The following is a 25,844-nucleotide window of genomic DNA, read 5'->3' on the forward strand; positions in this document are numbered from 1 at the left end:
ATCATGTACCTGCGGTAGCCGGGTCCTTGGCCGGCTGAGGGTGAGCTCGTCGACGGCCGACAACGACCACGAGGGCGCGGCAGGCTGCCGCGCCCTCGTGGTGTGTCCGCTCGTCGGGAGAGCTGAAATCTTTTGCGCATGCGCGACTTGGTGGTCGGTTCCCAGCCGGGGGATCGCCAACCAGGCGCATGGGCTGGGTCTGCGCCGGTGGGTACTGGAAACGAAGGTCTCGGTCTCCCCTTGCTCCAAGAGCCTGTGCCCGATGGCGATCGCAGTCGGAGGGCCGTCGGCCTCGACGGCGCGCCTCCACCAAGTGCGCGCCCCTTCGACCTCACCCCGTTCATGGAACAGGAAGAGGAGAAGGCAAGTCCTGAGCGGCCCCCGCTCACGGCGTCTCGGCTTCCGGCCGACTCCGAAACGCGAGATCCTGGTGGTACGTCGACCGCGGACCAGCGAACAATGCGGGCGGGAGCGAATCCCACGCTTCGTGAGGCCCACCTCCTGCTCATACGGCCCTCAGCGCGACGGGTACCGTCGCGTCTTCCGAAGGAGGCCTGGCGATGAATCTCCCGTCGTACCGTGACCGCAGAAGCGCGACTGCACCGCCGCGGTTCCCCGGCCGAGCCACGACCGCACGCAGACTGAGCACCGCTTCCGCCGTGGCGGTGGTGCTCCTGGCGAGCTGTGGCACGGGCACCCCCAAGGTGGCCCCGCACTCCAGTGGCCCCGGCGCGTCCCACGCCCCGTCCGCCGCGCCTTCCCCTTCCCCTTCGTCCCTCGCTCCGCACCCCACCGCCTCCGCCACCTCGTGCACCAACGGCACGAAGCTGGCCGGGTGGTCGAACCGCCGGCTGGCCATGCTGACCATCGCCGTCCCGGTGTCGGAGACCTCGGTCTCCGACGTCACCCCACAGGTGAGCGCCGGTGCGGGCGGTGTGCTGCTGTTCGGCAGCAAGGCGCCGTCCGACCTCGGCTCCCGGCTGACCGCCCTGAAGTCCCATGTACCCGGCCACCTGGGCCTGCTGGTGATGACCGACGAGGAGGGCGGCGGCATCCAGCGCATGGCGAACCTCGTCGGGTCCCTGCCCTGGCCCGCGTACATGGGCACGCACTGGACCCCGGCTCAGATCCAGCAGAACGTCACGAAGGTCGCCACCAATATGTCGGCTGCCCAGGTGAACATGGACCTCGCGCCGGTGGTCGACGTCGACGGCAGGAACATGGCCCCCAGCCGGACCAACCCCGACGGATGGCGGTCCTTCAGCGGCAGCACCTCGGTGGTCTCCACGGACGGTGTCGCGTACATGAACGGGTTGCGCGCCGGACACGTGATACCCGTCGTCAAGCACTTCCCGGGCCTTGGCGGCTCCAGCTACAACTCCGACTTCGGCCCCGCCCGCACCCTGCCCTGGCCCACCCTGCAAAAGGTGGGCATCCCGCCGTTCACAGCGGCCATCAAGGCCGGTGCCCCGGTCATCATGGTCTCCAACAACATCGTGCCGGGCCTGGGCACCAATCCGGCGAGCATGTCACCCACCGCCATCAGCTCCGAGCTGCGCGGCAAGCTGGGCTTCAAGGGGCTGGTGGTCACCGACTCGCTCAGCGCCAAGGCGATCTCCGCAGCCGGCTTCAGCATCCCCGCCGCCGCCGCCCAGGCCCTGCGCTCCGGTGCCGACATGGTCATGTTCGACCTGGGTGGCAATGTCAGCTCCCAAACGTCCTCGATCGCCTCGGCGATCACCAATGCGGTGGCCGGCGGACACCTCGCCCGCAGCCGCCTCATCGACGCGGCGGGGCACGTCCTGGCCGTGCGGCACGTGAATCTCTGCCCCTGAGCGCGAGTGGATCGCGGCTGACGACCGACAGCGACCACGAGGGCGCGGCAGCCCGCCGCACCCTCGTCGTGTGTCCGCGCTGCTGGACCCCGGCTAGACCCAGGTGTCGAGCCACATCCGGGCCCGCCACGAGTCGATCGGGATCGTCGTGCCCGTGTACAGGGGCCAGAAGTAGATGAAGTTCCAGGCGATCAGCAGGACCAGGACGCCCGCGCCCGCCGCTCCCACGACGCGGCGGCGTTCGCTCGATCCGGGCGGCCCGAGGACGGCGCCGACCATCATCGCCACCGCCAGGCACAGGAACGGGACGAAGACGACCGCGTAGAAGTAGAAGATCGTGCGCTCCTGGTACAGGAACCAGGGCAGATAGCCGGCCGCGACGCCGCACGCGATCGCGCCCGCCCGCCAGTCGCGGCGGAACGCCCAGCGCCACAGGATGTACAGGATCGCGAAGCAGGCCGCCCACCACAGCAGCGGCGTTCCGATCGCCAGGACCTCCCGGGCGCACTTCTCGGTCGCGTCGGAGGGGCAGCCGGACTGGCCGGGGGAGGGGGACTCGTAGAAGTACGAGACCGGGCGGCCCACCACCAGCCAGCTCCAGGGGTTGGACTGGTAGGTGTGCGGGGACGACAGGCCGACGTGGAACTTGTAGACCTCGTGCTCGTAGTGCCACAGGCTGCGCAGCCAGTCGGGCAGGAAGGACCAGGTGCCGCCCCTGCCGTCGGTGGCCGCCCAGTTGCGGAAGTAGCCGCCCGAACCGTCGGCGGGGGAGAGGATCCAGCCCGTCCAGGAGACGAGGTACACGACCAGCGCGACCGGGACCGTCGCCACGAACGCCAGGACCGTGTCGCGCTTGAGGACCGTCACGTACGGCCGGCGGGCGCCCGCGACCCGGCGCGCGCCCACGTCCCACAGCACCGACATCACGCAGAAGGCCGCCAGAATGTAGAGGCCGTTCCACTTGGTGCCGATGGCCAGGCCGAGCATCAGGCCCGCCGCCCAGCGCCACGGCCGCCATCCCAGCCGTGTCGTCTCCGCCGCGTGCGCATCGGGGCGCACCCGGCCGTCCCCGTCCGCGGGCAGGGCCGCAGCCAGTCGCTCGCGCGCCTTGTCCCGGTCGATCAGCAGACAGCCGAAGCCCGCGAGCACGAAGAACTCCAGGACACCGTCGAGCAGCGAGGTCCGGCTCATCACGAACTGCAGCCCGTCCACCGCGAGCAGCGCGCCTGCCAGACAGCCCAGGAAGGTCGAGCGGAACAGACGGCGGCCGATGCGGCAGAGCAGCAGCACCGCCAGGGTGCCGAGGAGCGCGGTCATGAAGCGCCAGCCGAACGGGTTGAACCCGAAGATCAGCTCGCCGAGCCCGATGACGTACTTGCCGACCGGCGGATGCACCACGTACGCGGCGTCCGTCGGGATGGGGACATGGCCGTGGTGCTGGAGGATCAGCTCGTTGGCGTCCTTCGACCAGTTCGACTCGTACCCGTTGTGGATCAGCGCCCAGGCGTCCTTGGCGTAGTAAGTCTCGTCGAATATCACCGCTCTCGGGCTGCCCAGGTTCCAGAACCGCATCAGCCCCGCCATGAGCGTCACGAGCAGCGGGCCGCCCCACGCCGACCAGCGCGTCACACGGTCGGCGACCTCCTGGCGCAGGCCGAACGCGGCCCACAGGCGTGCACTGGGCTCGGTGTACGGCGGCACCAAGCGGTCACGGACGTCGCTGGTCGGCCGCGCCGCATAGCCGAAACGGTGCAGCCGCTGCCGCCACGACGGCCGGTGGTCTTCGGCGGTCGGGCCCTGCCGGGTGTCCGTGGAGGACGCGGTACTGGTCACCGCGCCATGGTAGGGAACACGTCTGTGGGAGTCCCGTGTACGGGGCCTGCGAGGATGGAAACGTGACAGTAACGCCCGGAACCCTGGTCCTCGCCGGCACCCCCATCGGGGACATCGAGGACGCCCCGCCACGGCTGGCGCAGGAGCTGGCCACCGCCGATGTGATCGCCGCCGAGGACACGCGCCGCCTGCGCCGGCTCACCCAGGCGCTGGGCGTGCAGCCTGCCGGGCGTGTCGTCTCCTACTTCGAGGGCAACGAGTCCGCCCGGACCCCGGAGCTGGTCGAGGCGCTGGTGGGCGGGGCGCGTGTGCTGCTCGTCACGGACGCGGGGATGCCGTCCGTTTCCGACCCCGGCTACCGGCTGGTCGCCGCGGCCGTCGAGAAGGACGTCCGGGTCACCGCGGTGCCCGGGCCGTCGGCCGTGCTCACCGCGCTCGCGCTGTCCGGGCTGCCCGTGGACCGGTTCTGCTTCGAGGGGTTCCTGCCGCGCAAGGCGGGCGAGCGGCTGTCGCGGCTGCGCGAGGTCGCCGAGGAGCGGCGCACGCTCGTCTACTTCGAGGCCCCGCACCGGCTGGGAGCCACACTCGCCGCCATGGCGGAGGTCTTCGGGAGCCAGCGCGGGGCCGCCGTCTGCCGCGAGCTGACCAAGACGTACGAGGAGGTCAGGCGCGGTCCGCTGGGCGAGCTGGCGCAGTGGGCCGCCGAGGGGGTACGGGGCGAGATCACGGTGGTCGTGGAAGGCGCCGGCGAGAGGGCCGCCGAGGAGCTGGGCGCGGACGAGCTGGTGCGCCGGGTGCGGGTGCGCGAGGAGGCGGGGGAGCGGCGCAAGGAGGCCATCGCGGCGGTCGCCGCCGAGGCGGGCCTCCCGAAGCGGGAGGTCTTCGACGCCGTGGTGGCCGCGAAGAACGCCGACGTGTCCGGGTGACGCTCGCACCCCCTCTGAGCAGGGAGCATCTCCCATGAGCGGGAGCCCCATGGGTGGGCAAAGCACTGTCGTGGAAGGCAAAGCCACAGCGGTGCGATCGGGTGGATTTGGCAAGCAGAATCCAAATCGCCTCCAACACTCGACAGGCACTGCTGCGTTCGCCCCGGCGAAGGCGTCCACTGTGTGAAGGGACATTCCCGTCCCTCGCCCACAGTGGGACCCAGCGGGATTCAGGGGGAACCCCGCCCCACCGGGGCGCTTGTCCAGCGGACAAGAGGAGCTGGCATGAGTGAGATCGCAGGGCCGGCCGGCCGGATTGCCACGGCCGGTCATGTCACGGGGCAGACCGATCGGGGCGCGGCGACCGACGTCGTACACGAGTCCTATTCCTTCGCCTGTATGCGCTGCGGGCACGGGTGGGAGCAGTCGTACGAGATAGAGCACCACCTCGACGCGGACGGCCACGAGTTCGTCATATACGTGGCGGGCGGACACGTCGTCCCGTCACCGCTGAGTCGGCCCACCTGCCTGAACTGCGACAGCCATGTGGTGCGCATCATGCGCGCCGGGCAGGTCTCCTCCGCGCAGAACTCCCTGCGCCGGCAGCATCACCCCGTGCGGCACACCGCCGGGGAGGCCCTCGACGATCCGACGGAACGGACGCGGGAGCACGAGGAGCACGAGGAGCACCACCACTGGCACCTCTCGGACCTCCTCCACCCCTTCCACCACCGCAAGGACGGTTGACGGACGGGATACTCCCGGGCGACGGGGGACCGACCCTGCCCCACGGCGGGGAACCGATCCTCGCGTACAGCCGGTGACCGATCCTCCCGTTAAGAGGGGCGGCATACCCCTTTCGTAGGATCGGAGCATGCCTTCCCAAGCCTCCGACAAGCACGTGCCGCCGCCGCTTCCCGAGCCGCTGCTCGTGTCCGTCGCCGACTCGCACACGCACCTCGACATGCAGTCCGGCACGGTGGAGGAGGCCCTCGTCAAGGCCGCGTCGGTCGGCGTGACCACGGTCGTGCAGGTCGGCTGTGACGTGAACGGCTCGCGCTGGGCCGCCGAGACGGCCGCCGCGCACGACTGCGTGCACGCGGCCGTGGCGCTGCACCCGAACGAGGCACCGCGCATCGTTCACGGCGATCCCGACGGCTGGTCCCGGCAGGGCGCGCGCGAGCCGGGCGGTGACACCGCCCTCGACGAGGCACTCGCCGAGATCGACCGTCTGGCCGCCCTTCCGCACGTCAAGGGCGTCGGCGAGACCGGGCTCGACCACTTCCGCACCGGGCCCGAGGGCAAGGCCGCCCAGGAGCGGTCCTTCCGCGCCCACATCGAGATCGCCAAGCGGCACGGCAAGGCGCTCGTCATCCACGACCGTGAGGCCCACGCCGACGTGCTGCGCATCCTCAAGGAGGAGGGCGCGCCGGAACGGACCGTCTTCCACTGCTACTCGGGCGACGCCGCAATGGCCGAAGTCTGCGCGCGTGGCGGGTACTTCATGTCCTTCGCCGGCAACGTCACCTTCAAGAACGCGCAGCCCCTGCGGGATGCGCTGGCCGTGGCACCCCTGGAGCTGGTCCTGGTGGAGACCGATGCGCCCTTCCTGACGCCCGCGCCGTACCGCGGACGGCCCAATGCGCCGTATCTCATTCCGGTCACGGTCCGCGCGATGGCGGCGGTGAAGGGGGTCGGGGAGGACGTGCTGGCGGCGGCCCTGGCGGAGAACACGGCGCGCGCCTTCGATTACTGAGTGATAACGATCCCCGGGGCGGCCCGCCTCCCCACGGGGGACCGTGTCGCCACACCGCGTGACGGCGTTGCTTGGGAGAGTGACGGCCAGCCGCTAGGTTCTGGTCGCCCGTTTCGGACTCTCTCTGGAGCGTGTCGTCGTGAGCAACCGGCAGTACCCGCCGTATGGAACGTACGGCCCGACCCCGGCGTACGGAGACCGCGAGCGGTACGGTCACGCGTATCCCGGCACCTACCGTCAGGCCTACGCCGAGCCGTTCCGCCGGGAGGTCGCCGCCGGCGCACACCTCCAGCAGGCCTACGCCGGTCCGTACCGTCAGGGCTATGCCGACACCTACCGGCCCGCATACGAGGCGCGGGCGCGTGCGGCGGCGGTGCGGGCCCGTCAGTTAGCGGCGTCACAGCTCGCCGCGCAGGCGGAAGCCGCCCCGCGCAGCAAAGGACGCGGGGGCGCCCGGCACGCCGCCCGGCGAAGGAAGGGCGGCAGGCATCCCGGTTCCGTGCTCCGGCTCATTCCCCAGGCGCTGGTCGTCGCCTTCCTCGCCGGCGGCACCACGGCGTTCGTCGCCAAGGACAAGGCGGTCGAGCTGACCGTGGACGGGACGCCGCGCACCCTGCACACCTTCGCCGACGACGTGGGCCAGTTGCTCGCCCAGGAGGGCGTGGCGGTGGGAGAACACGATGTCGTCGCGCCCACGCCCGGCACCCCGCTGGCGAGCGGCGACGAGATCGCGGTCCGCTACGGACGGCCCGTGCGGCTGACCCTCGACGGACAGCAGCGCCAGGTGTGGACGACTGCGCACACCGTGGACGGCGCACTCCGTCAGCTCGGGGTGCGTGCGGAGGGCGCGTACGTCTCGGCCTCGCGCTCCCGGCGGATCGGCCGCGAAGGGCTGGCGCTGGACGTCCGCACCGAGCGCACGGTGACGGTCCTGGCGGACGGACGCACGCGCACGATCCGTACGAACGCGGCGACCGTCGGCGAGGCCGTCGAACAGGCCGGGGTCATCCTGCGCGGCCAGGACACGACGTCCGTGGCGCCCGGGAGCTTCCCGCGCGACGGACAGACGGTGACCGTGCTGCGGGTGACCGGCTCCCGGGAGGTGCGCGAGGAGTCGATCCCGTACGACGTGCGGCGCACGCACGACCCGACCCTGCCGAGGGGCACGGAGGTCGTGGCGCGCGCCGGGCAGCCCGGCATGCGCCGGGTGACCTACGCCCTGCGCACCGTCAACGGCGTCGCAGAGAAGCCGAGGCGGATCGGGGACGAGGTGGTGCGGCAGCCACAGACCCAGCTGGTGCGGGTGGGCACCAAGCCGCACCCGGACTCGGTGGCAGGCGCGGAGGGCCTGAACTGGCACGGGCTCGCGGCCTGCGAGTCCGGCGGCAGGCCCGATGCGGTGGACTCCTCGGGCATGTACGGGGGGCTCTACCAGTTCGACCGGCGCACCTGGCGCAGCCTCGGCGGCTCGGGCCGGCCGCAGGACGCGCCGGCGGAGGAGCAGACGTACCGCGCGAAGAAGCTCTTCGTGCGCCAGGGGACCAGCCCCTGGCCGACCTGCGGGAAGCGGTTGTACGGATGAGCGGGGAGCGCGCGGTCGGCGCCGGGGCCCCGGCGGCCCGGGGGAGCCTGGACCCCGCGCGGTCACACCTGCGCGACCGCCCTGTGCCGCCCCGTACCCTTGGTCCGTGAGCAGCCCCACCCCCGACGCCCTCCTGAGCCCCGCCGACATCCGTGAGCTGGCGGCCGGCCTCGGCGTACGTCCCACCAAACAGCGCGGCCAGAACTTCGTCATCGACGCCAACACCGTGCGGCGCATCGTGCGCACCGCAGACGTACGGCCCGACGACGTCGTCGTGGAGGTGGGGCCGGGGCTCGGATCGCTGACGCTGGCGCTGCTGGAGGTCGCCGAGCGCGTCACCGCCGTCGAGATCGACGACGTCCTGGCGGGGGCGCTGCCCGCGACCATCGCCGCGCGGATGCCCGAGCGCGCCGACCGGTTCGCGCTGGTGCACTCCGACGCCCTGCACGTGCGGGAGCTGCCGGGACCCCCGCCGACCGCGCTCGTCGCGAACCTGCCGTACAACGTCGCCGTCCCCGTGCTCCTCCATATGCTCGACACCTTCCCGAGCATCGAGCGGACGCTCGTGATGGTGCAGTCCGAGGTCGCCGACCGGCTCGCCGCCGCGCCGGGCTCGAAGGTGTACGGGGTGCCGTCCGTGAAGGCCAACTGGTACGCCGAGGTCAAGCGCGCCGGGGCCATCGGGCGCAATGTCTTCTGGCCCGCGCCCAACGTCGACAGCGGGCTGGTCTCGCTGGTGCGGCGGGCCGAGCCGGTCGACACCGTCGCGTCGAAGGCGGAGGTGTTCGCGGTCGTGGACGCGGCGTTCGCGCAGCGGCGCAAGACGCTGCGGGCCGCGCTCGCCGGGTGGGCCGGTTCGGCCGCGGCGGCCGAGACCGCGCTCGTCGCGGCCGGCGTCTCGCCACAGGCGCGCGGCGAGTCCCTGAAGGTCGAGGAGTTCGCCCGGATCGCCGAGAACCGAGCCGTCGACAGCCGCGGCGCCGAGGATCGCGTCGCGGAGAACGCCGATGCCGAGAACGCCGAGAACGCCGATGCCGAGAACGCCGAGAACGCCGATGCCGAGAACGCCGAGAACGCCGAGAACGAGGAGCGGGGCCGGCAGTGAGTGTGACCGTACGCGTCCCGGCCAAGGTCAATGTGCAGCTCGCGGTGGGCGGCGCCCGGCCCGACGGCTTCCACGACCTGGCTAACGTCTTCCTGGCCGTCGGCCTGTACGACGAGATCACGGTGACCGAGGCCGACGAACTGCGCGTCACCTGCTCGGGGCCCGACGCCGCGCAGGTGCCGCTCGACCTCACGAACCTGGCGGCGCGGGCGGCGCTCGCGCTCGCCGGTCGCCGCGGGCTCGAGGCGGCCGCGCACATCCACATCGCCAAGGACATCCCCGTCGCGGGGGGTATGGCGGGCGGCAGCGCGGACGGTGCGGGGGCGCTGGTGGCGTGCGACGCACTGTGGGGCACCCGGGCATCGCGTGAGGAACTCCTCGACATCTGCGCCGAGTTGGGCAGCGATGTGCCGTTCAGCCTGGTCGGCGGGGCCGCGCTGGGCACTGGACGGGGCGAGCGGCTCACGGCGCTGGAGGTCGGGGGGACCTTCCACTGGGTGTTCGCGATGGCCGGGCGAGGGCTGTCGACTCCTGCGGTGTTCCGGGAGTTCGACCGGCTGGGTGAAGGGACGAGGATCCCCGAACCCGTCGCCTCCCAGGACCTCCTCGACGCACTGGCGAAGGGGGATACCGCTGCACTCGCGGCGGCGGTCTCCAACGACCTGCAACCGGCCGCGCTGTCGCTGTTCCCCGAACTGGCGCACACGCTGGCCGTGGGGCGGGCGGCGGGGGCGCAGGCCGGGCTGGTGTCGGGGTCGGGGCCGACCACGGCGTTCCTGGCCCGGGACAGGGCCGACGCCGAGAGGATCGCGGAGGCTCTGCGGGCGTCGGGTACGTGCCGGTCGGCCCGGGTGGCCGTGTCACCGGCGCCCGGGGCGACGGTGGTCTGACGACCGCCCGCGGCCTGCTCGGGGCCCGTAAACGGCTACGTGGTGCCTGCAGGTACTATGGCGGATCGTGGCTGCCGCGGACACTCACCGGGGTCCCGGGGCCGTCTTCCGCGTGTTCGGAAACCCCTGGGCGCACGGGAGCCCGAGTGCGCCGCGCGCCCGGGCGGGATCCGCCGCCGCGCTCGGCGTCACCCTCCGTCTCTTCCAGGGCGCACGCCCGTATACCTCTCCGGGGCGCACGCGCGTACGTCTCTTCCCGGGCGCACGCCCCCTCGTACGACCGGCGCATGTCCGACCGCACCGGGGCACCCTCCTGTGCGCATTACGCTGGGAGGCTGACCGTCCCCCCTGCGCAGGAGTGAAATGGCCGTCAATCTGGTCAATGTCGAGAACGTCAGCAAGGTGTACGGCACCCGTGCCCTGCTCGACGGCGTCTCGCTCGGCGTGTCGGAAGGGGACCGTATCGGAGTCGTCGGGCGCAACGGCGACGGCAAGACCACTCTGATCCGGATGCTCGCCAAGCTGGAGGAGGCCGACTCCGGCCGGGTCACCCACTCCGGCGGGCTGCACCTCGGCGTGCTCAGCCAGTACGACTCCCTCGATCCCGCCGCCACCGTCCGCCACGAAGTCATCCGGGACATGGCCGACCACGAGTGGGCGGGCAACGCCAAGATCCGTGACGTGCTCACCGGGCTGTTCGGCGGACTCGACCTGCCCGGCTTCCCGAAGGGGCTCGACACCGTCATCGGGCCGCTGTCCGGCGGCGAGCGGCGCCGCATCGCGCTGGCCAAGCTGCTCATCGCCGAGCAGGACCTGATCGTCCTGGACGAGCCCACCAACCATCTCGACGTCGAGGGCATCGCCTGGCTCGCCCAGCATCTGCGCGAACGCCGCTCCGCGCTCGTCTGCGTCACGCACGACCGGTGGTTCCTGGACCAGGTGTGCACCCGGATGTGGGACGTGCAGCGGGGCGCGGTCCACGAGTACGAGGGCGGCTACTCCGACTACGTCTTCGCCCGCGCCGAGCGCGAGCGCATCGCCGCCTCCGAGGAGGCCAAGCGGCAGAACCTGGTCAGGAAGGAACTGGCCTGGCTGCGGCGCGGCGCGCCCGCCCGTACCTCCAAGCCCCGCTTCCGCGTCGAGGCCGCCAACGAACTGATCAAGGATGTGCCGCCGCCCCGGGACAGCAGCGAGCTGATGAGGTTCGCCGGCTCCCGCCTGGGCAAGACCGTCTTCGATCTCGACAACGTCACCGTTCAGGCCGGCCCCAAGCTGCTCCTCAAGCACGTCACTTGGCAGCTCGGCCCCGGCGACCGTATCGGACTCGTCGGGGTGAACGGCGCCGGAAAGACCTCCCTCCTGCGCGCCATGGCCGACGCCGCGCGCAGCCAGGGGGAGGAGCAGCCCGCAGGGGGCCGGATCGCCGTCGGCAAGACCGTCAAGCTCGCCTATCTTTCGCAGGAGGTCGGCGAACTCGACCCCACTTGGCGGGTCCTGGAGGCCGTGCAGCGGGTGCGTGAACGCGTCGACCTGGGCAAGGGGCGCGAGATGACCGCCGGTCAGCTGTGCGAGACCTTCGGCTTCAACAAGGAGAAGCAGTGGACCCCGGTGGGGGACCTGTCCGGCGGCGAGCGTCGTCGGTTGCAGCTCCTGCGCCTCCTCATGGACGAGCCCAACGTCCTCTTCCTCGACGAGCCCACCAACGACCTCGACATCGAGACCCTCACCCAGCTCGAGGACGTCCTCGACGGCTGGCCCGGCTCGATGATCGTGATCTCCCACGACCGGTTCTTCGTGGAGCGGACGACCGACCGGGTGTACGCCCTCCTCGGCGACGCCACGCTGCGGATGCTGCCCCGAGGCATCGACGAGTACCTGGAACGGCGCCACCGTATGGAGGAGGCCGCCGCGGCCGCGCCCACCGCGCCCGTTGCGGACAAGCCCGCCGTCTCCGCGGCCGACGCGCGCGCCGCCAAGAAGGAACTCCAGCGGATCGAGCGGCAGTTGGACAAGATCTCGGAGCGCGAGGGCAAGCTTCACGAGCAAATCGCCGAGAACGCCACGGACTTCGAGAAGGTGGCGCAACTCGACGCCGAACTGCGCGAACTGGCCGTCGAGCGCGAGGAGCTGGAGCTGCGCTGGCTGGAACTCGCCGACGACGCCTGAGCGTTCGGGGCACGGCCCGCACACGGCGTGAAGGGCACGTGCCGGTTTCGGGGGACGCCTCCACGCATAACGAGGACATCACGGGCCGGTCCGCCCTTGGGAACGGGGCAGGACCGGCCCCGTGTTCGAGTCCGTCGCAGTGATAGAAAGGGCCGTCTGAGAACAGTCCGAGTAGCACCGGCGTGGCGGAAAACGAGCACCACGGGTGTGGGGACGCATCAGTTACAGGGGGGAAATGCGCTGATGACTCAGCCGCCCAATCAGCCGCCGCCGGGCGGCTTCGGAGCGCCGCAGGATCCGCCGTCGGATGGCTTCGGAGCGCCGCAGGATCCGCGGGGCGCCGCACCTCCGCCGCCCTCCCAGCCCCCGGCCCCGCCGGGGCCCGGCTACAGCTGTCCCCAGCCGCAGTCCGGCCCGTACCCGCAGCAGCCGGGCCAGTTCGGCCCGTACGCCCCGCAGGCCGGCCCCTACGCCGCTGCCCAGCCCGGCTACGGCTACCCGCAGCAGCCGCCCCAGTTTCCCGGCGCCCCCACCCCGCCGCCCGGCGGCGGCTCCGGGAGCCCCTTCAAGGGCAAGCCCGCGCTGGTCGTCGGCGCCGCGATCGCCGCTCTGCTCGTGATAGGCGGCACCGTCTACGCGATCGGCGGCACGGGCGGGGACAAGAGACCCGTCGCCGACACGAGCCACGGTGCGGGGCCGTCCGGGACGGCGTCCACCCCGGTCGACCCCGGCGACGGCAGCGGCAACGGCGGCCAGGACCCCCAGAACCTCAACGCGGGCCGCAAGGCGGGCGAGGACAAGGTCCTCTGGTACAAGGAGGCGCCCGACGCCCCCGGTTCCGGCGCCGACGCCCCCGGCATGTGGATCACCGGCAAGACGGCGGTGAAGGCCGCGTACAAGCAGGTCTTCGCCTACAACGTCGGCGACGGCAACCCCGCCTGGAACCCCATCTCCTTCCCGCAGAAGATCTGCGCGGCCACCCGGCAGAAGACGGCCGACGACAAGATCGTCGTGGCCTACATGAACGGCGTCAGCGACAACGCCAAGTGCAACCAGCTCCAGGAGATCGACCTGGACACCGGCAGGAAGGGCTGGAGCGGGCAGGTCGCCGAGGGCGCCCTGTTCGACAGCACGCTCTCCCTCGGCCTCACCCTGACCGGCAAGACCCTGGTGGTCGGCCGCTCGCAGTCCGGTACGGGGTACGACATCGCCGACGGCAAAAAGCTGTGGGACAAGCAGGAGTACGACGGGGCCTGCTTCCCGTCCGCGTTCGCGGGCGGCACCAGGCTGATCTCCGTCGCCTCCTGCGGCGCCGGCGGTTCGAACGAGCACGACGAGGTGCAGGAGCTCGACCCGGCGACCGGCAAGGCCAGGTGGACGAGGGCGATCCCCAAGGGCTGGAAGGTCGCGCACACCTTCTCCGTCGACCCGGTCGTCCTCTATCTCACCAACGACGACAAGAAGACGGCGGCCATCACCGCGCTCAAGAACGACGGCACGCCCCGCTCGGAGGTCCACTCCAAGGAGTCCTTCGCGCCCGAGTGCCCCTGGGCCGTCCTCGACCGTGATCTGCAGGGCTGTACGGGCGCGGTGGCCGATGCCGGCACGCTGTACCTGCCGACCGAGGCGAAGAGCGGCCCGAACGACATCGTGGCGATCAGCCTCGACACCGGCAAGGAGAAGTGGCGGGTGAAGTCCCCGGCGGACCGGCCGTTGCTTCCCCTGAGGACGGACGGCACCCACCTGATCGGGTACGTCGATCCGTCGTACGACGGGGGCGGACGGATCGTCTCCATCGCGACGGACGGCAGCAGCCACACCACGACCGGTCTGCTGCAGAACCCCTCGGGGACCGCGCAGATCGAGAGCGGCTTCTACTCCAAGGCCATCGACTACGTGGACGGGCGCTTCTACATCTCCACGACCCGGCTGACGGGCAACACCCAGTCGAAGCAGAAGCTGATGCTGGCCTACGGCAAGTGACCCGGCCGCCGACTCCTCCGTCCCCGCTCACCACTCTTCCTTTTTTCGAGGTACCCACGTCATGAGCCAGCCGCCCCCGCCCCCGAACCAGCCGCCGCCGGGCGGCTTCGGCGCGCCGCAGGACCCTCCCCCCGGCGGGTTCGGCGCACCGCAGACCCCGCCGGGCGGTTTCGGCGCCCCGCAGACCCCGCCCCAGTCGCCGCCCGGGACACCTCCGCCACCCGCGCAGGGCCCCGGTTACGGCTACCCGCAGCCGCAGACCCCGGCCGGACCCGGCTACGGCTACCCGAACCAGCAGCCCGGCTACGGTTACCCCAGCCAGCAGCCCGGTCACGGCTATCCACAGCCGATGACCGTCCCCATGCAGCAGGCCCCCCAGGGTGGCGGCCGCAAGGGGCCGGGTGCCCAGGTGTGGATCGTCGTCGCGGCGGTCGCGGCCATTGCGCTGATCATCGGCGGTGGGGTCCTGTACGCGAACAGGTCGTCCGGCGGCTCCCAGGGCAAGAAGGACTCCGCGTCCGGTACCGGCGGCAGCCAGGGCGGCGGCACCGGCGGCTCCGCCGGCGGCGCCGCCAAGGAGAAGGCCCCGGCGAACCCGAGCGCCAAGCTCCTGTTCCAGTTGCCCGCGCCGGAGATCAAGGACAAGCAGGAGATCGACAGCGTGGCGGGCTCCTGGCTCACCGACACCGTCTACGCCAAGGCAGGCGTCAACAAGGTCGTCGGCCATGACCCGGACACCGGCGCGGCCAAGTGGACTCTGCCGCTGGACGGCCAGACCTGCGCAGGCTCGCCCGAGATCTCCTCCTCGGGCATCGCCGCCGTGGTCAACGAGTCGGCCAAGCGGGCCAATGCCCAGGACCACAAGCCGTGCTCCGAGGTCACCGCGTTCGAGGTCGCCACCGGCAGGAAGCTGTGGACCATGTCGGTCAAGGCCGGTGACACCCCGGTCGCGTTCAACGAGGTCTCGATCAGCGGCACCACGGTCGCGGCCGGCGCCGGTTACAACGGCGGCGCCGCCTTCGACCTGACCAGCGGCAAGGTGCTGTGGCAGCCCAAGGCCGGCGCCTGCAAGGACCTCGGCTACGCGGGCGGTGAGCAGCTCGTCGCGGTGCGCAAGTGCGGCGACTTCGGCAACGAGACCTACCAGGTCCAGCTCCTCGACCCGAGGACGGGCTCCGTGAAGTGGTCGTACCCGCTCCCCAAGGGCATCGACAACGCCAAGGTGATCTCCACCAAGCCGGTCGTGTTCGGCGTGGACTCGGGTGACATCACCGCGACCGGCGCCTCGGACGTCTTCGCGCTCGACGACACCGGAAAGCTGCGTACGAAGATCACGCTCGCGGACGGCAAGTACGACCACGAGTGCGGCGTCAACAAGGTCCACGACTGCCATGCCATCGCGGTCGGCAACGACAAGCTGTACGTCCCGACCAAGGAGCACGACGGCACGGCAGCGAACTCCCAGACCAACGAGATCGTCGCGTTCTCGCTGGCCACCGGGAAGACCACCGGCGACAAGATCGACGCGGGCGACGGCTACGACGTCTTCCCGATCCGCATGGACGGTGGGAACCTGCTGGCGTACAAGAGCGGCCCCTACGACAAGGGCGCCCAGGTGCTCTCGATCGACGGCGGGACCCTCAAGCAGACCAAGCTGCTGGAGACCCCGGCGTCCGACGACGTGCTCAGCGCGATCAGCGGCATGGTTCCCAAGTCGTCCGAGCTGCTCTACACCGACGGCCGGCTGTTCCTCGGCAAGGATCTGGTCAGCAAGCCGTACTCGGCGGACGAGAAGTCGTACACCGCGCTGGGCTTCGGCGCGAAGTAGCACGTACGGCGCGCACCGCGAAGGCCTCGCTCCTGTTCAGGGGCGGGGTCTTTCGCGTACCCCTCATCAGCGGAGAATGGGCGGGATTTCGGTATTCCGGGGCACTTCTCACCGGTAGGGGAAGCGCAACGTCGAACAAGCGTGTAGCTTCCGGGGGCATGAAGGGCGGGGGGTGCGCCGGGGGGCTTCTGTCCGTGCGGACCAGTGGGCATCCATAGTGGGCATCCATGGGGGGGACTGGGGGGTTGCTCGATGGGAGTGCGGCTCATGGTGGTCGACGACCACCGATTGCTCGCCGAGGCGCTGGCCTCGGCGCTGAAGCTGCGGGGGCACCGCGTGCTCGCCGCGGCGGCGCCCGCCGCGGGCGCGGCGGACCTCGTGATCAGCAGGGCACCCGAGGTGTGTCTGCTCGGTACGGCGACACCCGCCGAGCCGGGGGCCTTCGACCCGGTGGTGCGGATCAAACGGGAGCGCCCGCAGGTGGCGGTGCTGGTCCTCGGGCCGGTGCCCAATCCGCGCGGGATCGCGGCGGCGTTCGCCGCCGGCGCCTCGGGCTACGTACGCCACGACGAGCGCATCGAGGGCGTCGAGCGGGCGATCATGAAGGCGCGGGCGGGTGAGGCGGCCGTGGCGCCGCAGCTGTTGCAGGGCGCGTTCAGCGAGCTGCTCAATCCGGCGGCGCAGCCGGACGACGAGGGGCAGCGGCTGCTGCAGATGCTCACTCCGCGGGAGGTGGAGGTCCTGGTGCGGGTCGCGGACGGCGAGGACACGCGGCTGATCGCGGCCGGCATGGGCATCGCCCCGTCGACGGCCCGCACCCATGTGCAGCGGGTGCTGATGAAACTGGGCGTGGGCTCACGCCTGGAGGCGGCGGCACTCGCGGCCCGCACGGGCCTGCTCGACCGTGCGGGCCCGCGCACTGGGGTGGCGCAGGAGTAGCCGGGGGGCGGGTTCGGGCGCGGGCCGCCTGTCCCGCCCCGCCGGCCTCACCTCACTCCGGCTTCTCGTCCGGGACGGCGTCCGGCAGCGGCACGGTCGGCGGAGCCGTCGGGCGGAGCTTCAGCCAGACGAGGAAGAACAGGCCGAGCAGCAGCATGCCCAGGCCGGTCCACAGGTTGATGTTGACGCCCTGGGCCTTGCGGAGGGCGGCGTCGGAGGCGGTGAAGCCCGCGATCATCACGATGATGCCGTAGATCACGAACAGGCCGCCGATGATGCGGCGCAGGTCGAAGATCCGGGTCGCGGTCGTGGACTCGTGCTCCAGTTCGCTGACTTTGCGCTGAATGTCGCGCTCGGAGTACTCGGACATGGTCTCTCAATCCTCCCGCGGTCAGAGCGAGAACGGGATGTAGCAGGCGGCGGCGAGGACGACCGCGCCCCAGCCGAGCAGGGCGGGCTTGCGGTACCAGGCGTCGTCGCCCACGGCGGCGGGCTCGGCCGTTCCGGGCGAGCGGGTGCCGTAGACCAGGCCCTGGAGGTCCTCCTCCGGCTTGGGCGTGGTGAACAGCGAGACCGCCACCATGACGACCGCGCCGGCCACGAAGCCCGCGATCGCGGAGACGAAGTTGGCGCCCTGGTCGGTGGGGATGTGAATGATGCCGTGCTTGTAGATGACGAAGTAGTTCACCATCGCGGCCGTGGTGCCGGCGAGCAGTCCCCAGAAGCCGGACTTCGCGGACGCGCGCTTCCAGAACATGCCGACGATGAAGGCCACGAACATCGGCACGTTGAAGAAGGAGAACAGCGTCTGCAGGTAGCTCATGATGTTCGAGAACGAGGACGCCAGGAACGCCGTGCCGATCGAGGCCAGGACCCCGATCGCCGTGATGAGGCGGCCGAACCTCACGTAGTACGCGTCCTCGCGGTTCCTGACCACGTACTTCGCCCAGACGTCGTTGGTGAACACCGTGTTGAAGGAGGAGACGTTGGCCGCCATGCCCGCCATGAAGGCCGCGAGCAGTCCGGTCACGGCGATGCCGAGGACGCCGTTGGGCAGCAGCTCCTGCATCAGGTAGGGGATGGCGTCGTTGTACTGCAGACCCGAGCCGGGGTGGCCGATGGTCGGCACCAGGGCGGCCGCCACCAGGCCGGGGATCATCACGAGGAAGACGATGAAGATCTTCGGGTACGCGGCGATCAGCGGGGTGCGCTGGGCGGCGGAGAGGTTCTTCGCAGACAGGGCGCGCTGCACCTCGGCGAAGTTGGTGGTCCAGTAGCCGAAGGACAGCACGAAGCCGAGGCCGAGGACGATGGTCAGCCAGTTGGCGCCCAGCGGGTTGGTGTGGCCGATGCCGGTGCCGCCCCACGCGGTGGTGAAGTCGTGGCCGTGGGCCGCGGTGAGCTTGTCCGTCAGGCCACCCCAGCCGCCGACCTTCTTCAGTCCGAGGACGGTGATCGGAATGAGGGCCGCCAGGATCACGAAGAACTGGAGCACCTCGTTGTAGATGGCGGACGACAGGCCGCCGAGGGTGATGTAGGCGAGGACGAAGAAGCCGGCGACCACGATCGCCACCCACTGGGGCCAGCCCAGCAGTGCCTGGACGACGATCGCGAGGGCGTAGAGGTTGACGCCGGCGATCAGGACGGCGGCGAAGGCGAACAGGATCGAACTCAGCAGGTGTGCCGACCTGTCGAAGCGGAGCAGCAGGAACTCCGGCACCGAGCGGACCTTCGAGCCGTAGTAGAAGGGCATCATCACCAGGCCGAGGAAGACCATCGCCGGGATGGCGCCGACCCAGTACCAGTGCACGGTGTAGGCACCGTACTGGGCACTGTTGGCGGCCATGCCGAGAATCTCGGTGGCGGCGAGGTTGGCGGAGATGAACGCCAGGCCGGTGATCCAGGCGGGCAGCGAGCGCCCGGACAGGAAGAAGTCGAGGCTGGTCTTCACGGAGCGGCGGGCCGCGAAGCCGATGCCCAGAACGACCGCGAAGTAGATCCCGAGGATCGTGTAGTCGAGGCCGTTGGTCGGAAGCCGTAGGCCCGCCGCGAGGTGGACGGGGGCCAGATCTGTGGGGGTCTGCATGACTACTCGCTTCGTCGCGTGAACCGATCAGAGGTGGAACCTACGCCTCCCCATTCGATATTTGAACACTTCTGATGATGCCCTTTGTTTGATTGTGATGTTGACGCTGATGGTTGCTTGTGATTTGTTGTGTTGAGTTATGTTTGAAGAGTGGGCCCGGTGCGGATGAGGAGTCCGGCAGTGCAGCAGAAAGGCAAGGTGCGGTGAAGAAGACCTCGACCCGGCTGGCCGACGGCCGTGAGCTCATCTACTACGACCTGCGCGACGACGTCGTACGGGACGCGGTGGACCGCCGGCCGCTGGAGCGGACCGTCACGACCGCCGAGATCCGTCGCGATGCGCTGCTCGGCGACTCGGTCGCCGTCGCCTCGCACCGCCAGGGCCGCACCTATCTGCCGCCGGCCGACGAGTGCCCCCTGTGCCCCTCCCGGGACGGAAGGCTGAGTGAGATCCCGGACTCCACGTACGACGTCGTGGTCTTCGAGAACCGCTTCCCCTCGCTCGCGGGTGACTCCGGCCGCTGCGAGGTCGTCTGCTTCACCTCCGATCACGACGCCTCCTTCGCCGACCTGGCCGAGGAGCAGGCCGGGCTGGTTCTGGACGCCTGGACCGACCGCACTGCTGAGCTGTCCCATCTGCCCGGCGTGCGGCAGGTCTTCTGCTTCGAGAACCGGGGCCAGGAGATCGGCGTGACCCTCGGCCACCCGCACGGTCAGATCTACGCGTACCCCTTCACCACCCCGCGCACCACCCTGATGCTCCGTTCGCTCGCCGTCCACAAGGAAGCGACCGGCGGGGAGAACCTCTTCGACGCGGTCCTGGAGCAGGAGATGGCCGGCCCACGGGTCGTCCTGCAGGGTGAACACTGGGTGGCCTTCGTGCCCTACGCCGCCCACTGGCCGTACGAGATCCACCTCTACCCCCGGCGGCGCGTCCCGGACCTGCTTGCGCTGGGCGAGGAGGCGCGCACAGAGTTTCCCAAGGTGTATCTGGAACTCTTGAGGCGCTTCGACCGGATATTCGGTGAGGGCGAGCCTCCGACGCCGTACATCGCCGCCTGGCACCAGGCGCCGTTCGGCACCTTGGCGGAGTTCGAGGGAGTCACCAGGGGTGACTTCGCGCTTCACCTCGAGCTTTTCACCATCCGCCGCACTTCCGGCAAGCTGAAATTTCTCGCGGGTTCCGAGTCCGGCATGAACGTGTTCATCAACGACGTGCCGCCGGAAGCCGCGGCCCAGCGACTGCGAGAGGTAGCGAGTTCATGAGCGGGAAGTACCTGGTCACCGGCGGCGCGGGCTATGTGGGCAGCGTGGTCGCGCAGCACCTGCTGGAGGCGGGCCACGAGGTCGTCGTCCTGGACAACCTCTCGACCGGCTTCCGCGAGGGCGTGCCGGCCGGCGCTTCCTTCATCGAGGGCGACATCCGCGACGCCGCCAAGTGGCTGGACCCCTCCTACGACGCGGTCCTGCACTTCGCCGCGTTCTCGCAGGTCGGCGAGTCGGTCGTGAAGCCCGAGAAGTACTGGGACAACAACGTCGGCGGCACCATGGCGCTCCTCGCCGCGATGCGCGGGACGGGCGTGCGCAAGCTCGTCTTCTCCTCCACCGCCGCGACCTACGGTGAGCCGGTCAGCACCCCCATCACCGAGACGGACCCGACCGCGCCGACGTCCCCGTACGGGGCCTCCAAGCTCGCCGTCGACCACATGATCACGGGCGAGGCCGCCGCACACGGCCTGGGTGCGGTGTCCCTGCGCTACTTCAACGTCGCGGGCGCGTACGGCATTTGCGGCGAACGGCACGACCCCGAGTCCCATCTCATCCCGCTCGTGCTCCAGGTCGCGCAGGGCAGGCGGGATGCCATCTCGGTCTTCGGGGACGACTACCCGACGCCGGACGGCACCTGCATCCGCGACTACATCCACGTCGCGGACCTCGCCGAGGCGCATCTGCTGGCCCTGGACACCGCCACCCCGGGCGAGCACCTGATCTGCAACCTCGGCAACGGCAACGGCTTCTCCGTGCGCGAGGTCGTCGAGACGGTGCGCCAGGTCACCGGACATCCGATCCCGGAGGTCGTGGCCCCGCGCCGGGGCGGCGACCCGGCGGTCCTGGTCGCCTCCGCGGCCACGGCCCGGGAGCGACTCGGCTGGAACCCGTCCCGCGCGGACCTCTCGGGCATCGTCGCGGACGCGTGGCATTTCGCGCGGCACATCGCAAGCAACGCAGGGGAGCGGTAGGTGGGCGTGCACGAGGGCTTCGAGGCGCTGTACGGGACGGCTCCCGAGGGCGTCTGGGCGGCACCGGGCCGGGTCAACCTGATCGGCGAGTACACGGACTTCAACGAGGGGTTCGTGATGCCGCTCGCGCTGCCGCACACGGCGGTCGCCGCGGTCTCGCGCCGCACCGACGGCGTGCTGCGCCTGCACTCGGCGGACATCGAGGGCCCGGTCGTCGAACTGCACGCCGACGAGCTGACGCCCCTGACGAACACCAGTTGGGCCGCGTACCCGGCCGGTGTCGTGTGGGCACTGCGCGAGGCGGGCCACCGGATCGGCGGTGCGGACGTGCACCTGTCCTCGACCGTGCCGACGGGCGCGGGCCTGTCGTCGTCCGCGGCGCTGGAGGTGGTCACCGCCCTGGCCCTCGACGACCTGTACGGCCTCGGCCTGACCCGACCCGAGTTGGCCAGGATCGCCCAGCGCGCCGAGAACGACTTCGTGGGGGTGCCGTGCGGCGTCATGGACCAGATGGCGTCGGCGTGCTGCACCGAGGGCCACGCCCTGCACCTCGACTGCCGTGACCTGTCGATCCGCCAGGTCTCCTTCGATCCGGCCGCCCAGGGCCTGGCGCTGCTCGTCGTCGACACCCGGGTGAAGCACGCGCTGGGCGACGGGGCGTACGCCGAGCGGCGCGAGGGCTGCGAGGAGGGCGCACGGCAGCTCGGGGTCTCGCATTTGCGGGACGTGGTGTACGAGGACCTGGACTTCTCGCTCGCGCGCCTGTCCGACGAGCGGGTGCGCCGCTATGTGCGCCATGTCGTCTCGGACGACCACCGCGTCGAGCGGGTCGTCTCGCTGCTGGACGCGGGTGAGATCCGGGCGATCGGCCCCGTGCTGACGGAGGGCCATGTCTCCCTGCGGGACGACCTGCGCATCTCCTGCCCGGAACTGGACCTGGTGGTGGACACGGCGAACGCCTCCGGCGCGCTCGGCGCCCGGATGACCGGCGGCGGCTTCGGCGGCTCGGCGATCGTCCTCGCGGAGGCGTCCGGCACGGACACGATCACGAAGGCGATCGAAACGGCATTCGCCGCCGCGGGCTTCACGGCACCCCGGGTCTTCCTGGCGGTGCCCGCGGCCGGGGCCCGGCGGCTGGGCCGAGCCCCGCTCAGCCCAGGCTCTTCGTCAGGGTGTACTCCGTGATCCCCGGCGGATAGTCGGGAATCACGCACACCACCTGGTAGCCCTGCTTCCGGTAGAACTCCGGGGCCTGGAAGTCCCACGTCTCCACGCGCACGGCCGTGCAGCCACGCCCCTCGCACGCCACGCGCTCCGCCTCCGCGAGCAGGCGCGCGCCGAGGCCCGCGCCGCGTTGGCGCTCGTCCACCCACAGGTAGGCGACGTGCAGCCACACCGTCCAGGTGTGGCCGACCAGTCCGCCCGCCAGCCCACCGGCCTCGTCCAACGCCCAGACATGGAGCGGAACTTCACGCTCGCCGGGCGTTCCGCGCAGTGCGCGCAGCACCGGCGAGGCCGCCGTGTTCGTCTCGCGCAGCCGAGCGCGAAGCAGATCCCGCCGCTCCCTGTCGACTTCCGTCTCGATACGAAACATGCGGCTCACCATAAACGCGCTGGCCAACCAGTTCTGCAAATTTCCTTCCGCTCCCGGCGTGCGGCCCTACCCTGTGAACAGCGCCGGTGGGGGCCGGTGCTGATCAGGGGGCGAGACAGTCGGGTACGACGCCCGAAGTGGGGGTAGCACTTCCAGCACGGCGGCGGCCGTGCGGTCGCGCCGCCCCGGCCCAGGCGGACAACCGGGGAGCACTTCGGCGTCGTACCCGCGCCGGTCGTCCCCCGAGCAGTGGGGGTTTCAGTGGTTCGCATCCGAGTTCTTGTCGTCGACGACCATCGCATCTTCGCCGAGTCGCTCGCGGCCGCCCTGGCCGCCGAGCCCGACGTCGACGTGTCCGCGGCCGGCAGCGGTCCGGCCGCACTGCGCTGCCTGGAGCGGGCGGCTGCCGAAGGCCGCAGATTCGACGTGATGCTCGTCGACGCGGACCTCGGCGGCAATGTCCTGGGCTCGCGTGCCGCCGTCCCCGTCCAGGAGGGCAACGAGGACGGGCTCGTCGACGGCATCTCGCTGGTCGCCGGCGTCCGCTCAGGGCAGCCGAGCGTGCGCACCGTCGTCCTCGCCGAGAAGGACGACCCGCGCCGCGCGGCCCTCGCCCTGGGGGCCGGCGCCTCCGGCTGGGTCGCCAAGGACTGCTCGCTGTCACGGCTGCTGACGGTCATCCGGGGCGTGCTGCGGGACGAGACGCATCTTCCGCCCGCACTGCTCACCGGGGTCCTGCGGGAGCTGACCGCGGCCCGCAAGCACCGCACCGAGAGCGAGCGCCTGGTGGAGTCCCTGACACCGCGGGAGCGGGAGGTGCTGCGCTGCATGGTCGCCGGGTTGGGCCGGAAGGCAGTCGCCGAGCGGCTGTTCCTGTCCCCGCACACCGTCCGCACCCATATGCAGAACGTCCTCGGCAAGCTGGGCGTCCACTCCACCCTCGCCGCCGTCGCCCTCGCCCGCCGCGCGGGTGTCGGGCCGGTCGACCTAGCCGGGGATGTTGTCGAACGGGGCGGTCAGCTGGCGTAGCAGCGCGGCCAGTTCACCGCGCTGGGCCGAGCTCAGCTCCGACAGGATCGCGCGCTCCTGGTCGAGCAGTCCGGCAAGCGACTGGTCCGCCCGGTCCCGGCCCTCGTCCGTGAGCCGCACGAGCACGCCCCGGCGGTCGCTCGGGTCCGGGAGCCGCTCCACCAGACCCTTCTTCGCCAGGCGGTCGATACGATTGGTCATCGTGCCGGAGGTGACCAGTGTCTGGGTCAGCAGCTGGCCCGGGGAGAGCTGATAAGGGCTGCCCGCCCGCCTGAGCGCGGTGAGGACGTCGAACTCCCAGGGCTCCAGGCTGTGCTCGGAGAAGGCAAGCCGACGTGCACGGTCCAGGTGCCGGGCCAGCCTGCTCACCCGGCTGAGCACCTCGAGCGGTTCCACGTCGAGGTCCGGGCGCTCCCGGCGCCACGCCGCGACCAGCCGATCGACCTCGTCCTCCATGACGATCAGTGTAGTGGTTGTGTCGACATGAAGTCTCTTGACATGGAGTCTCTTGACGTCGAGATAGCTGAGACGCGAAGATGACGTTCCGTACGGAGGCGTCGTCAAACGGGGGCGACGTCTCCGTACGAGCACTCCGTGCCCGCTCGCAGCGAGGAGGCCCCGCCATGTCCGCCGCCACCTGGGACCCCGATCAGTACCTGCGCCACGCCGGCCACCGCGCCCGCCCCTTCGTCGACCTGCTCGCCCGCGTCCCGGACCTGCCCTCCGGCGCGCCCCGGATCGCCGACCTGGGCTGCGGGCCCGGCAACGTCACCGTCCTGCTCGCCGACCGCTGGGCCGCCGCGCACATCACCGGGTACGACAACGCGCCCGCCATGCTCGACAAGGCCCACACCGACCACGAAGGCCCCACCCCGGGCGGCGGCCGCCTCGACTTCGCCCACGCCGACGCCCGCGTCTGGACGCCCACCGAGCCGTACGACCTGATCATCAGCAACGCCACCCTCCAGTGGGTGGCGGGCCACACCGCCCGCTTCCCCGACTGGATCGCGGGCCTGGCCCCGGGCGGCACCTTCGCCTTCCAGGTCCCTGGCAACTTCGACTCCCCCAGCCACCGGCTGATGCGCGAGCTCGCCCACTCGGCCCGCTGGAAGGACCGCCTCGCCGACACCCTGCGCCATGACGACGCCGTGCACACCCCCGAGGCCTATCTGGCACACCTCACCGCCCTCGGCTGCACGGCCGACGTCTGGGAGACGACGTACCTCCACCTCCTCGAGGGCGAGGACCCGGTCCTGGACTGGGTGAAGGGCACCGGACTGAGGCCGATCCTGACGGAACTGGGCGATGACGCGGAGAGCTTCCTCGCCGACTACCGAAAGGCGCTGCGCGAGGCGTACCCGGCGACCGACCACGGCACGGTGTTCCCCTTCCGCCGCATCTTCGCCGTCGCGACGAAGGAGGCGTGACCGTGCTGACGGCCGTCGACCATGTCCAGCTCGCGGCCCCGCCGGGCTCCGAGGACCTGCTGCGTGCGTACTACACCGACGCCCTCGGCATGACCGAGATCCCCAAACCGCCGGTGCTCGCCGCGCGCGGCGGCTGCTGGTTCCAGGCGGGGGCCGTGCGGCTGCACCTGGGGATCGAGGAGGACTTCCACCCGGCGAGAAAGGCCCATCCGGGACTGGGGGTCACGGGCATCGACGCGTACGCGGCCCGGCTCGTGGCGCACGGCGCGCCGGTGACCTGGGACGGCGACCTGCCGGGGCACCGCCGGTTCTACTCGGAGGACCCGGTGGGCAATCGGCTGGAGTTCTTGGAGCCTGTCACAGGCTCTTGAGGGCCTCATGGTGATGTCGACGTGGAAACGTCGCTGCGGACTTGCGAAGACCAGGCTCCGGTCGACCAACTCGGTGTGCGGCGGGAGGTCCGGCAGGCTGAAAAGGTCCTCCACGGTGTATCCGTCCCGCGGCGGCACGGGCCAACGGGTGGTCGGCTCGTCGGCGGGCTCGCGGTTCGGCTCGGCGATCGGCTCGGCTGTCACGGTGATTCCTCCCCTGAACGGGATTCTCGGGCCCGAATACCCACCGTGGCC

The 25,844-nt window shown here is 71.0% G+C and carries 22 protein-coding genes and 1 pseudogene; 17 read left to right on the forward strand and 6 right to left on the reverse strand.

Annotated elements, in window-relative coordinates; all coding sequences use genetic code 11:
- Window positions 1-560 precede the first annotated feature (560 nt).
- Entirely contained in the window at window positions 561-1,835 is a 1,275-nt protein-coding gene (locus tag AAW14_RS15100) for a glycoside hydrolase family 3 N-terminal domain-containing protein (RefSeq protein ID WP_265564148.1), read from the forward strand.
- A gap of 93 nt (window positions 1,836-1,928) precedes the next feature.
- Here AAW14_RS15100 and AAW14_RS15105 read toward each other — a convergent pair whose 3' ends face one another.
- Window positions 1,929-3,668 (reverse strand): dolichyl-phosphate-mannose--protein mannosyltransferase, encoded by a 1,740-nt coding sequence (locus tag AAW14_RS15105; RefSeq protein ID WP_265564150.1) that lies wholly within the window; start codon window positions 3,666-3,668, stop codon window positions 1,929-1,931.
- Between the two features lie 62 nt (window positions 3,669-3,730).
- On the opposite strand from AAW14_RS15105, the gene rsmI reads away from it, so the two are divergent.
- The 10 genes from rsmI to AAW14_RS15155 all read left to right on the forward strand — a co-directional run bounded on the left by rsmI (window position 3,731) and on the right by AAW14_RS15155 (window position 16,843).
- Window positions 3,731-4,594, forward strand: coding sequence for a 16S rRNA (cytidine(1402)-2'-O)-methyltransferase (gene rsmI, locus AAW14_RS15110; protein WP_265564151.1), 864 nt, complete (start codon window positions 3,731-3,733; stop codon window positions 4,592-4,594).
- Between the two features lie 285 nt (window positions 4,595-4,879).
- Window positions 4,880-5,341, forward strand: a complete 462-nt coding sequence (locus tag AAW14_RS15115) for a hypothetical protein (RefSeq protein WP_265564153.1) — start codon at window positions 4,880-4,882, stop codon at window positions 5,339-5,341.
- A gap of 127 nt (window positions 5,342-5,468) precedes the next feature.
- Entirely contained in the window at window positions 5,469-6,350 is an 882-nt protein-coding gene (locus AAW14_RS15120) for a TatD family hydrolase (RefSeq protein WP_265564155.1), read from the forward strand.
- 139 nt (window positions 6,351-6,489) lie between these two features.
- Window positions 6,490-7,932 (forward strand): resuscitation-promoting factor, encoded by a 1,443-nt coding sequence (locus AAW14_RS15125; RefSeq protein ID WP_265564157.1) that lies wholly within the window; start codon window positions 6,490-6,492, stop codon window positions 7,930-7,932.
- A gap of 106 nt (window positions 7,933-8,038) precedes the next feature.
- Entirely contained in the window at window positions 8,039-9,037 is a 999-nt protein-coding gene (gene rsmA / locus AAW14_RS15130) for a 16S rRNA (adenine(1518)-N(6)/adenine(1519)-N(6))-dimethyltransferase RsmA (RefSeq protein ID WP_265564159.1), read from the forward strand.
- Entirely contained in the window at window positions 9,034-9,927 is an 894-nt protein-coding gene (locus AAW14_RS15135) for a 4-(cytidine 5'-diphospho)-2-C-methyl-D-erythritol kinase (protein ID WP_265564161.1), read from the forward strand. Before rsmA ends, AAW14_RS15135 begins: the two co-directional genes overlap by 4 nt.
- A 363-nt stretch (window positions 9,928-10,290) precedes the next feature.
- Window positions 10,291-12,093 carry an ABC-F family ATP-binding cassette domain-containing protein gene (locus AAW14_RS15140; protein ID WP_265564163.1) on the forward strand — a complete coding sequence of 601 codons (1,803 nt, stop codon included), beginning with the start codon at window positions 10,291-10,293 and terminating at the stop codon, window positions 12,091-12,093.
- 243 nt (window positions 12,094-12,336) lie between these two features.
- Window positions 12,337-14,076: a PQQ-binding-like beta-propeller repeat protein gene (locus AAW14_RS15145; RefSeq protein WP_265564165.1), complete on the forward strand. Its 1,740-nt coding sequence runs from the start codon at window positions 12,337-12,339 to the stop codon at window positions 14,074-14,076.
- A 61-nt stretch (window positions 14,077-14,137) separates the two neighbouring features.
- Window positions 14,138-15,904 (forward strand): PQQ-binding-like beta-propeller repeat protein, encoded by a 1,767-nt coding sequence (locus AAW14_RS15150; RefSeq protein WP_265564167.1) that lies wholly within the window; start codon window positions 14,138-14,140, stop codon window positions 15,902-15,904.
- 252 nt (window positions 15,905-16,156) lie between these two features.
- Window positions 16,157-16,843, forward strand: coding sequence for a helix-turn-helix transcriptional regulator (locus AAW14_RS15155; protein WP_265564168.1), 687 nt, complete (start codon window positions 16,157-16,159; stop codon window positions 16,841-16,843).
- 52 nt (window positions 16,844-16,895) lie between these two features.
- Here the strand turns inward: AAW14_RS15155 and AAW14_RS15160 are convergent, their stop codons facing one another.
- Window positions 16,896-17,213 carry a hypothetical protein gene (locus AAW14_RS15160; protein ID WP_265564170.1) on the reverse strand — a complete coding sequence of 106 codons (318 nt, stop codon included), beginning with the start codon at window positions 17,211-17,213 and terminating at the stop codon, window positions 16,896-16,898.
- A 21-nt stretch (window positions 17,214-17,234) separates the two neighbouring features.
- The gene (locus AAW14_RS15165) at window positions 17,235-18,929 is read right to left on the reverse strand and encodes a sodium:solute symporter family protein (RefSeq protein WP_265564172.1); all 1,695 of its coding nucleotides are present in this window, start codon (window positions 18,927-18,929) and stop codon (window positions 17,235-17,237) included.
- 203 nt (window positions 18,930-19,132) lie between these two features.
- Between AAW14_RS15165 and galT the strand changes: the two genes are divergently transcribed.
- From galT to galK, 3 genes are read left to right on the forward strand one after another with little or no spacing between them, the layout of a single operon-like run.
- A complete protein-coding gene (gene galT / locus AAW14_RS15170) occupies window positions 19,133-20,194 on the forward strand; it encodes a galactose-1-phosphate uridylyltransferase (protein ID WP_265564175.1) in 1,062 nt (353 codons plus the stop codon).
- Complete coding sequence (gene galE, locus AAW14_RS15175) at window positions 20,191-21,168, forward strand: UDP-glucose 4-epimerase GalE (protein ID WP_265564176.1); 978 nt, start codon at window positions 20,191-20,193, stop codon at window positions 21,166-21,168. The genes galT and galE overlap by 4 nt, the downstream gene beginning before the upstream one ends.
- Entirely contained in the window at window positions 21,169-22,353 is a 1,185-nt protein-coding gene (gene galK, locus AAW14_RS15180; protein ID WP_265564178.1) for a galactokinase, read from the forward strand. It abuts the gene before it with no gap.
- On the opposite strand, the gene AAW14_RS15185 is transcribed toward galK, so the two are convergent.
- Window positions 22,319-22,774, reverse strand: coding sequence for a GNAT family N-acetyltransferase (locus AAW14_RS15185; protein ID WP_265564368.1), 456 nt, complete (start codon window positions 22,772-22,774; stop codon window positions 22,319-22,321). The two genes, galK and AAW14_RS15185, sit on opposite strands and share 35 nt — an antisense overlap.
- Window positions 22,775-23,023: 249 nt before the next feature.
- Between AAW14_RS15185 and AAW14_RS15190 the strand changes: the two genes are divergently transcribed.
- Window positions 23,024-23,791 carry a response regulator transcription factor gene (locus AAW14_RS15190; protein ID WP_265564180.1) on the forward strand — a complete coding sequence of 256 codons (768 nt, stop codon included), beginning with the start codon at window positions 23,024-23,026 and terminating at the stop codon, window positions 23,789-23,791.
- Here AAW14_RS15190 and tamR read toward each other — a convergent pair.
- Window positions 23,750-24,247 (reverse strand): MarR family transcriptional regulator TamR, encoded by a 498-nt coding sequence (gene tamR, locus AAW14_RS15195; RefSeq protein WP_265564182.1) that lies wholly within the window; start codon window positions 24,245-24,247, stop codon window positions 23,750-23,752. The genes AAW14_RS15190 and tamR overlap by 42 nt on opposite strands.
- A 167-nt stretch (window positions 24,248-24,414) precedes the next feature.
- Between tamR and AAW14_RS15200 the strand changes: the two genes are divergently transcribed.
- On the forward strand, window positions 24,415-25,218 hold the full coding sequence (locus AAW14_RS15200; RefSeq protein WP_265564183.1) for a trans-aconitate 2-methyltransferase: 804 nt from the start codon (window positions 24,415-24,417) through the stop codon (window positions 25,216-25,218).
- A gap of 2 nt (window positions 25,219-25,220) precedes the next feature.
- A complete protein-coding gene (locus tag AAW14_RS15205) occupies window positions 25,221-25,589 on the forward strand; it encodes a VOC family protein (protein ID WP_265564370.1) in 369 nt (122 codons plus the stop codon).
- A 21-nt stretch (window positions 25,590-25,610) separates the two neighbouring features.
- Here AAW14_RS15205 and AAW14_RS15210 read toward each other — a convergent pair.
- Window positions 25,611-25,793, reverse strand: a pseudogene (locus AAW14_RS15210) (Uma2 family endonuclease); the annotation flags it as partial.
- Window positions 25,794-25,844 lie beyond the last annotated feature (51 nt).

Origin of the sequence: Streptomyces hygroscopicus (assembly GCF_026168105.1) — a bacterium.
Taxonomy (GTDB): domain Bacteria; phylum Actinomycetota; class Actinomycetes; order Streptomycetales; family Streptomycetaceae; genus Streptomyces; species Streptomyces hygroscopicus_D.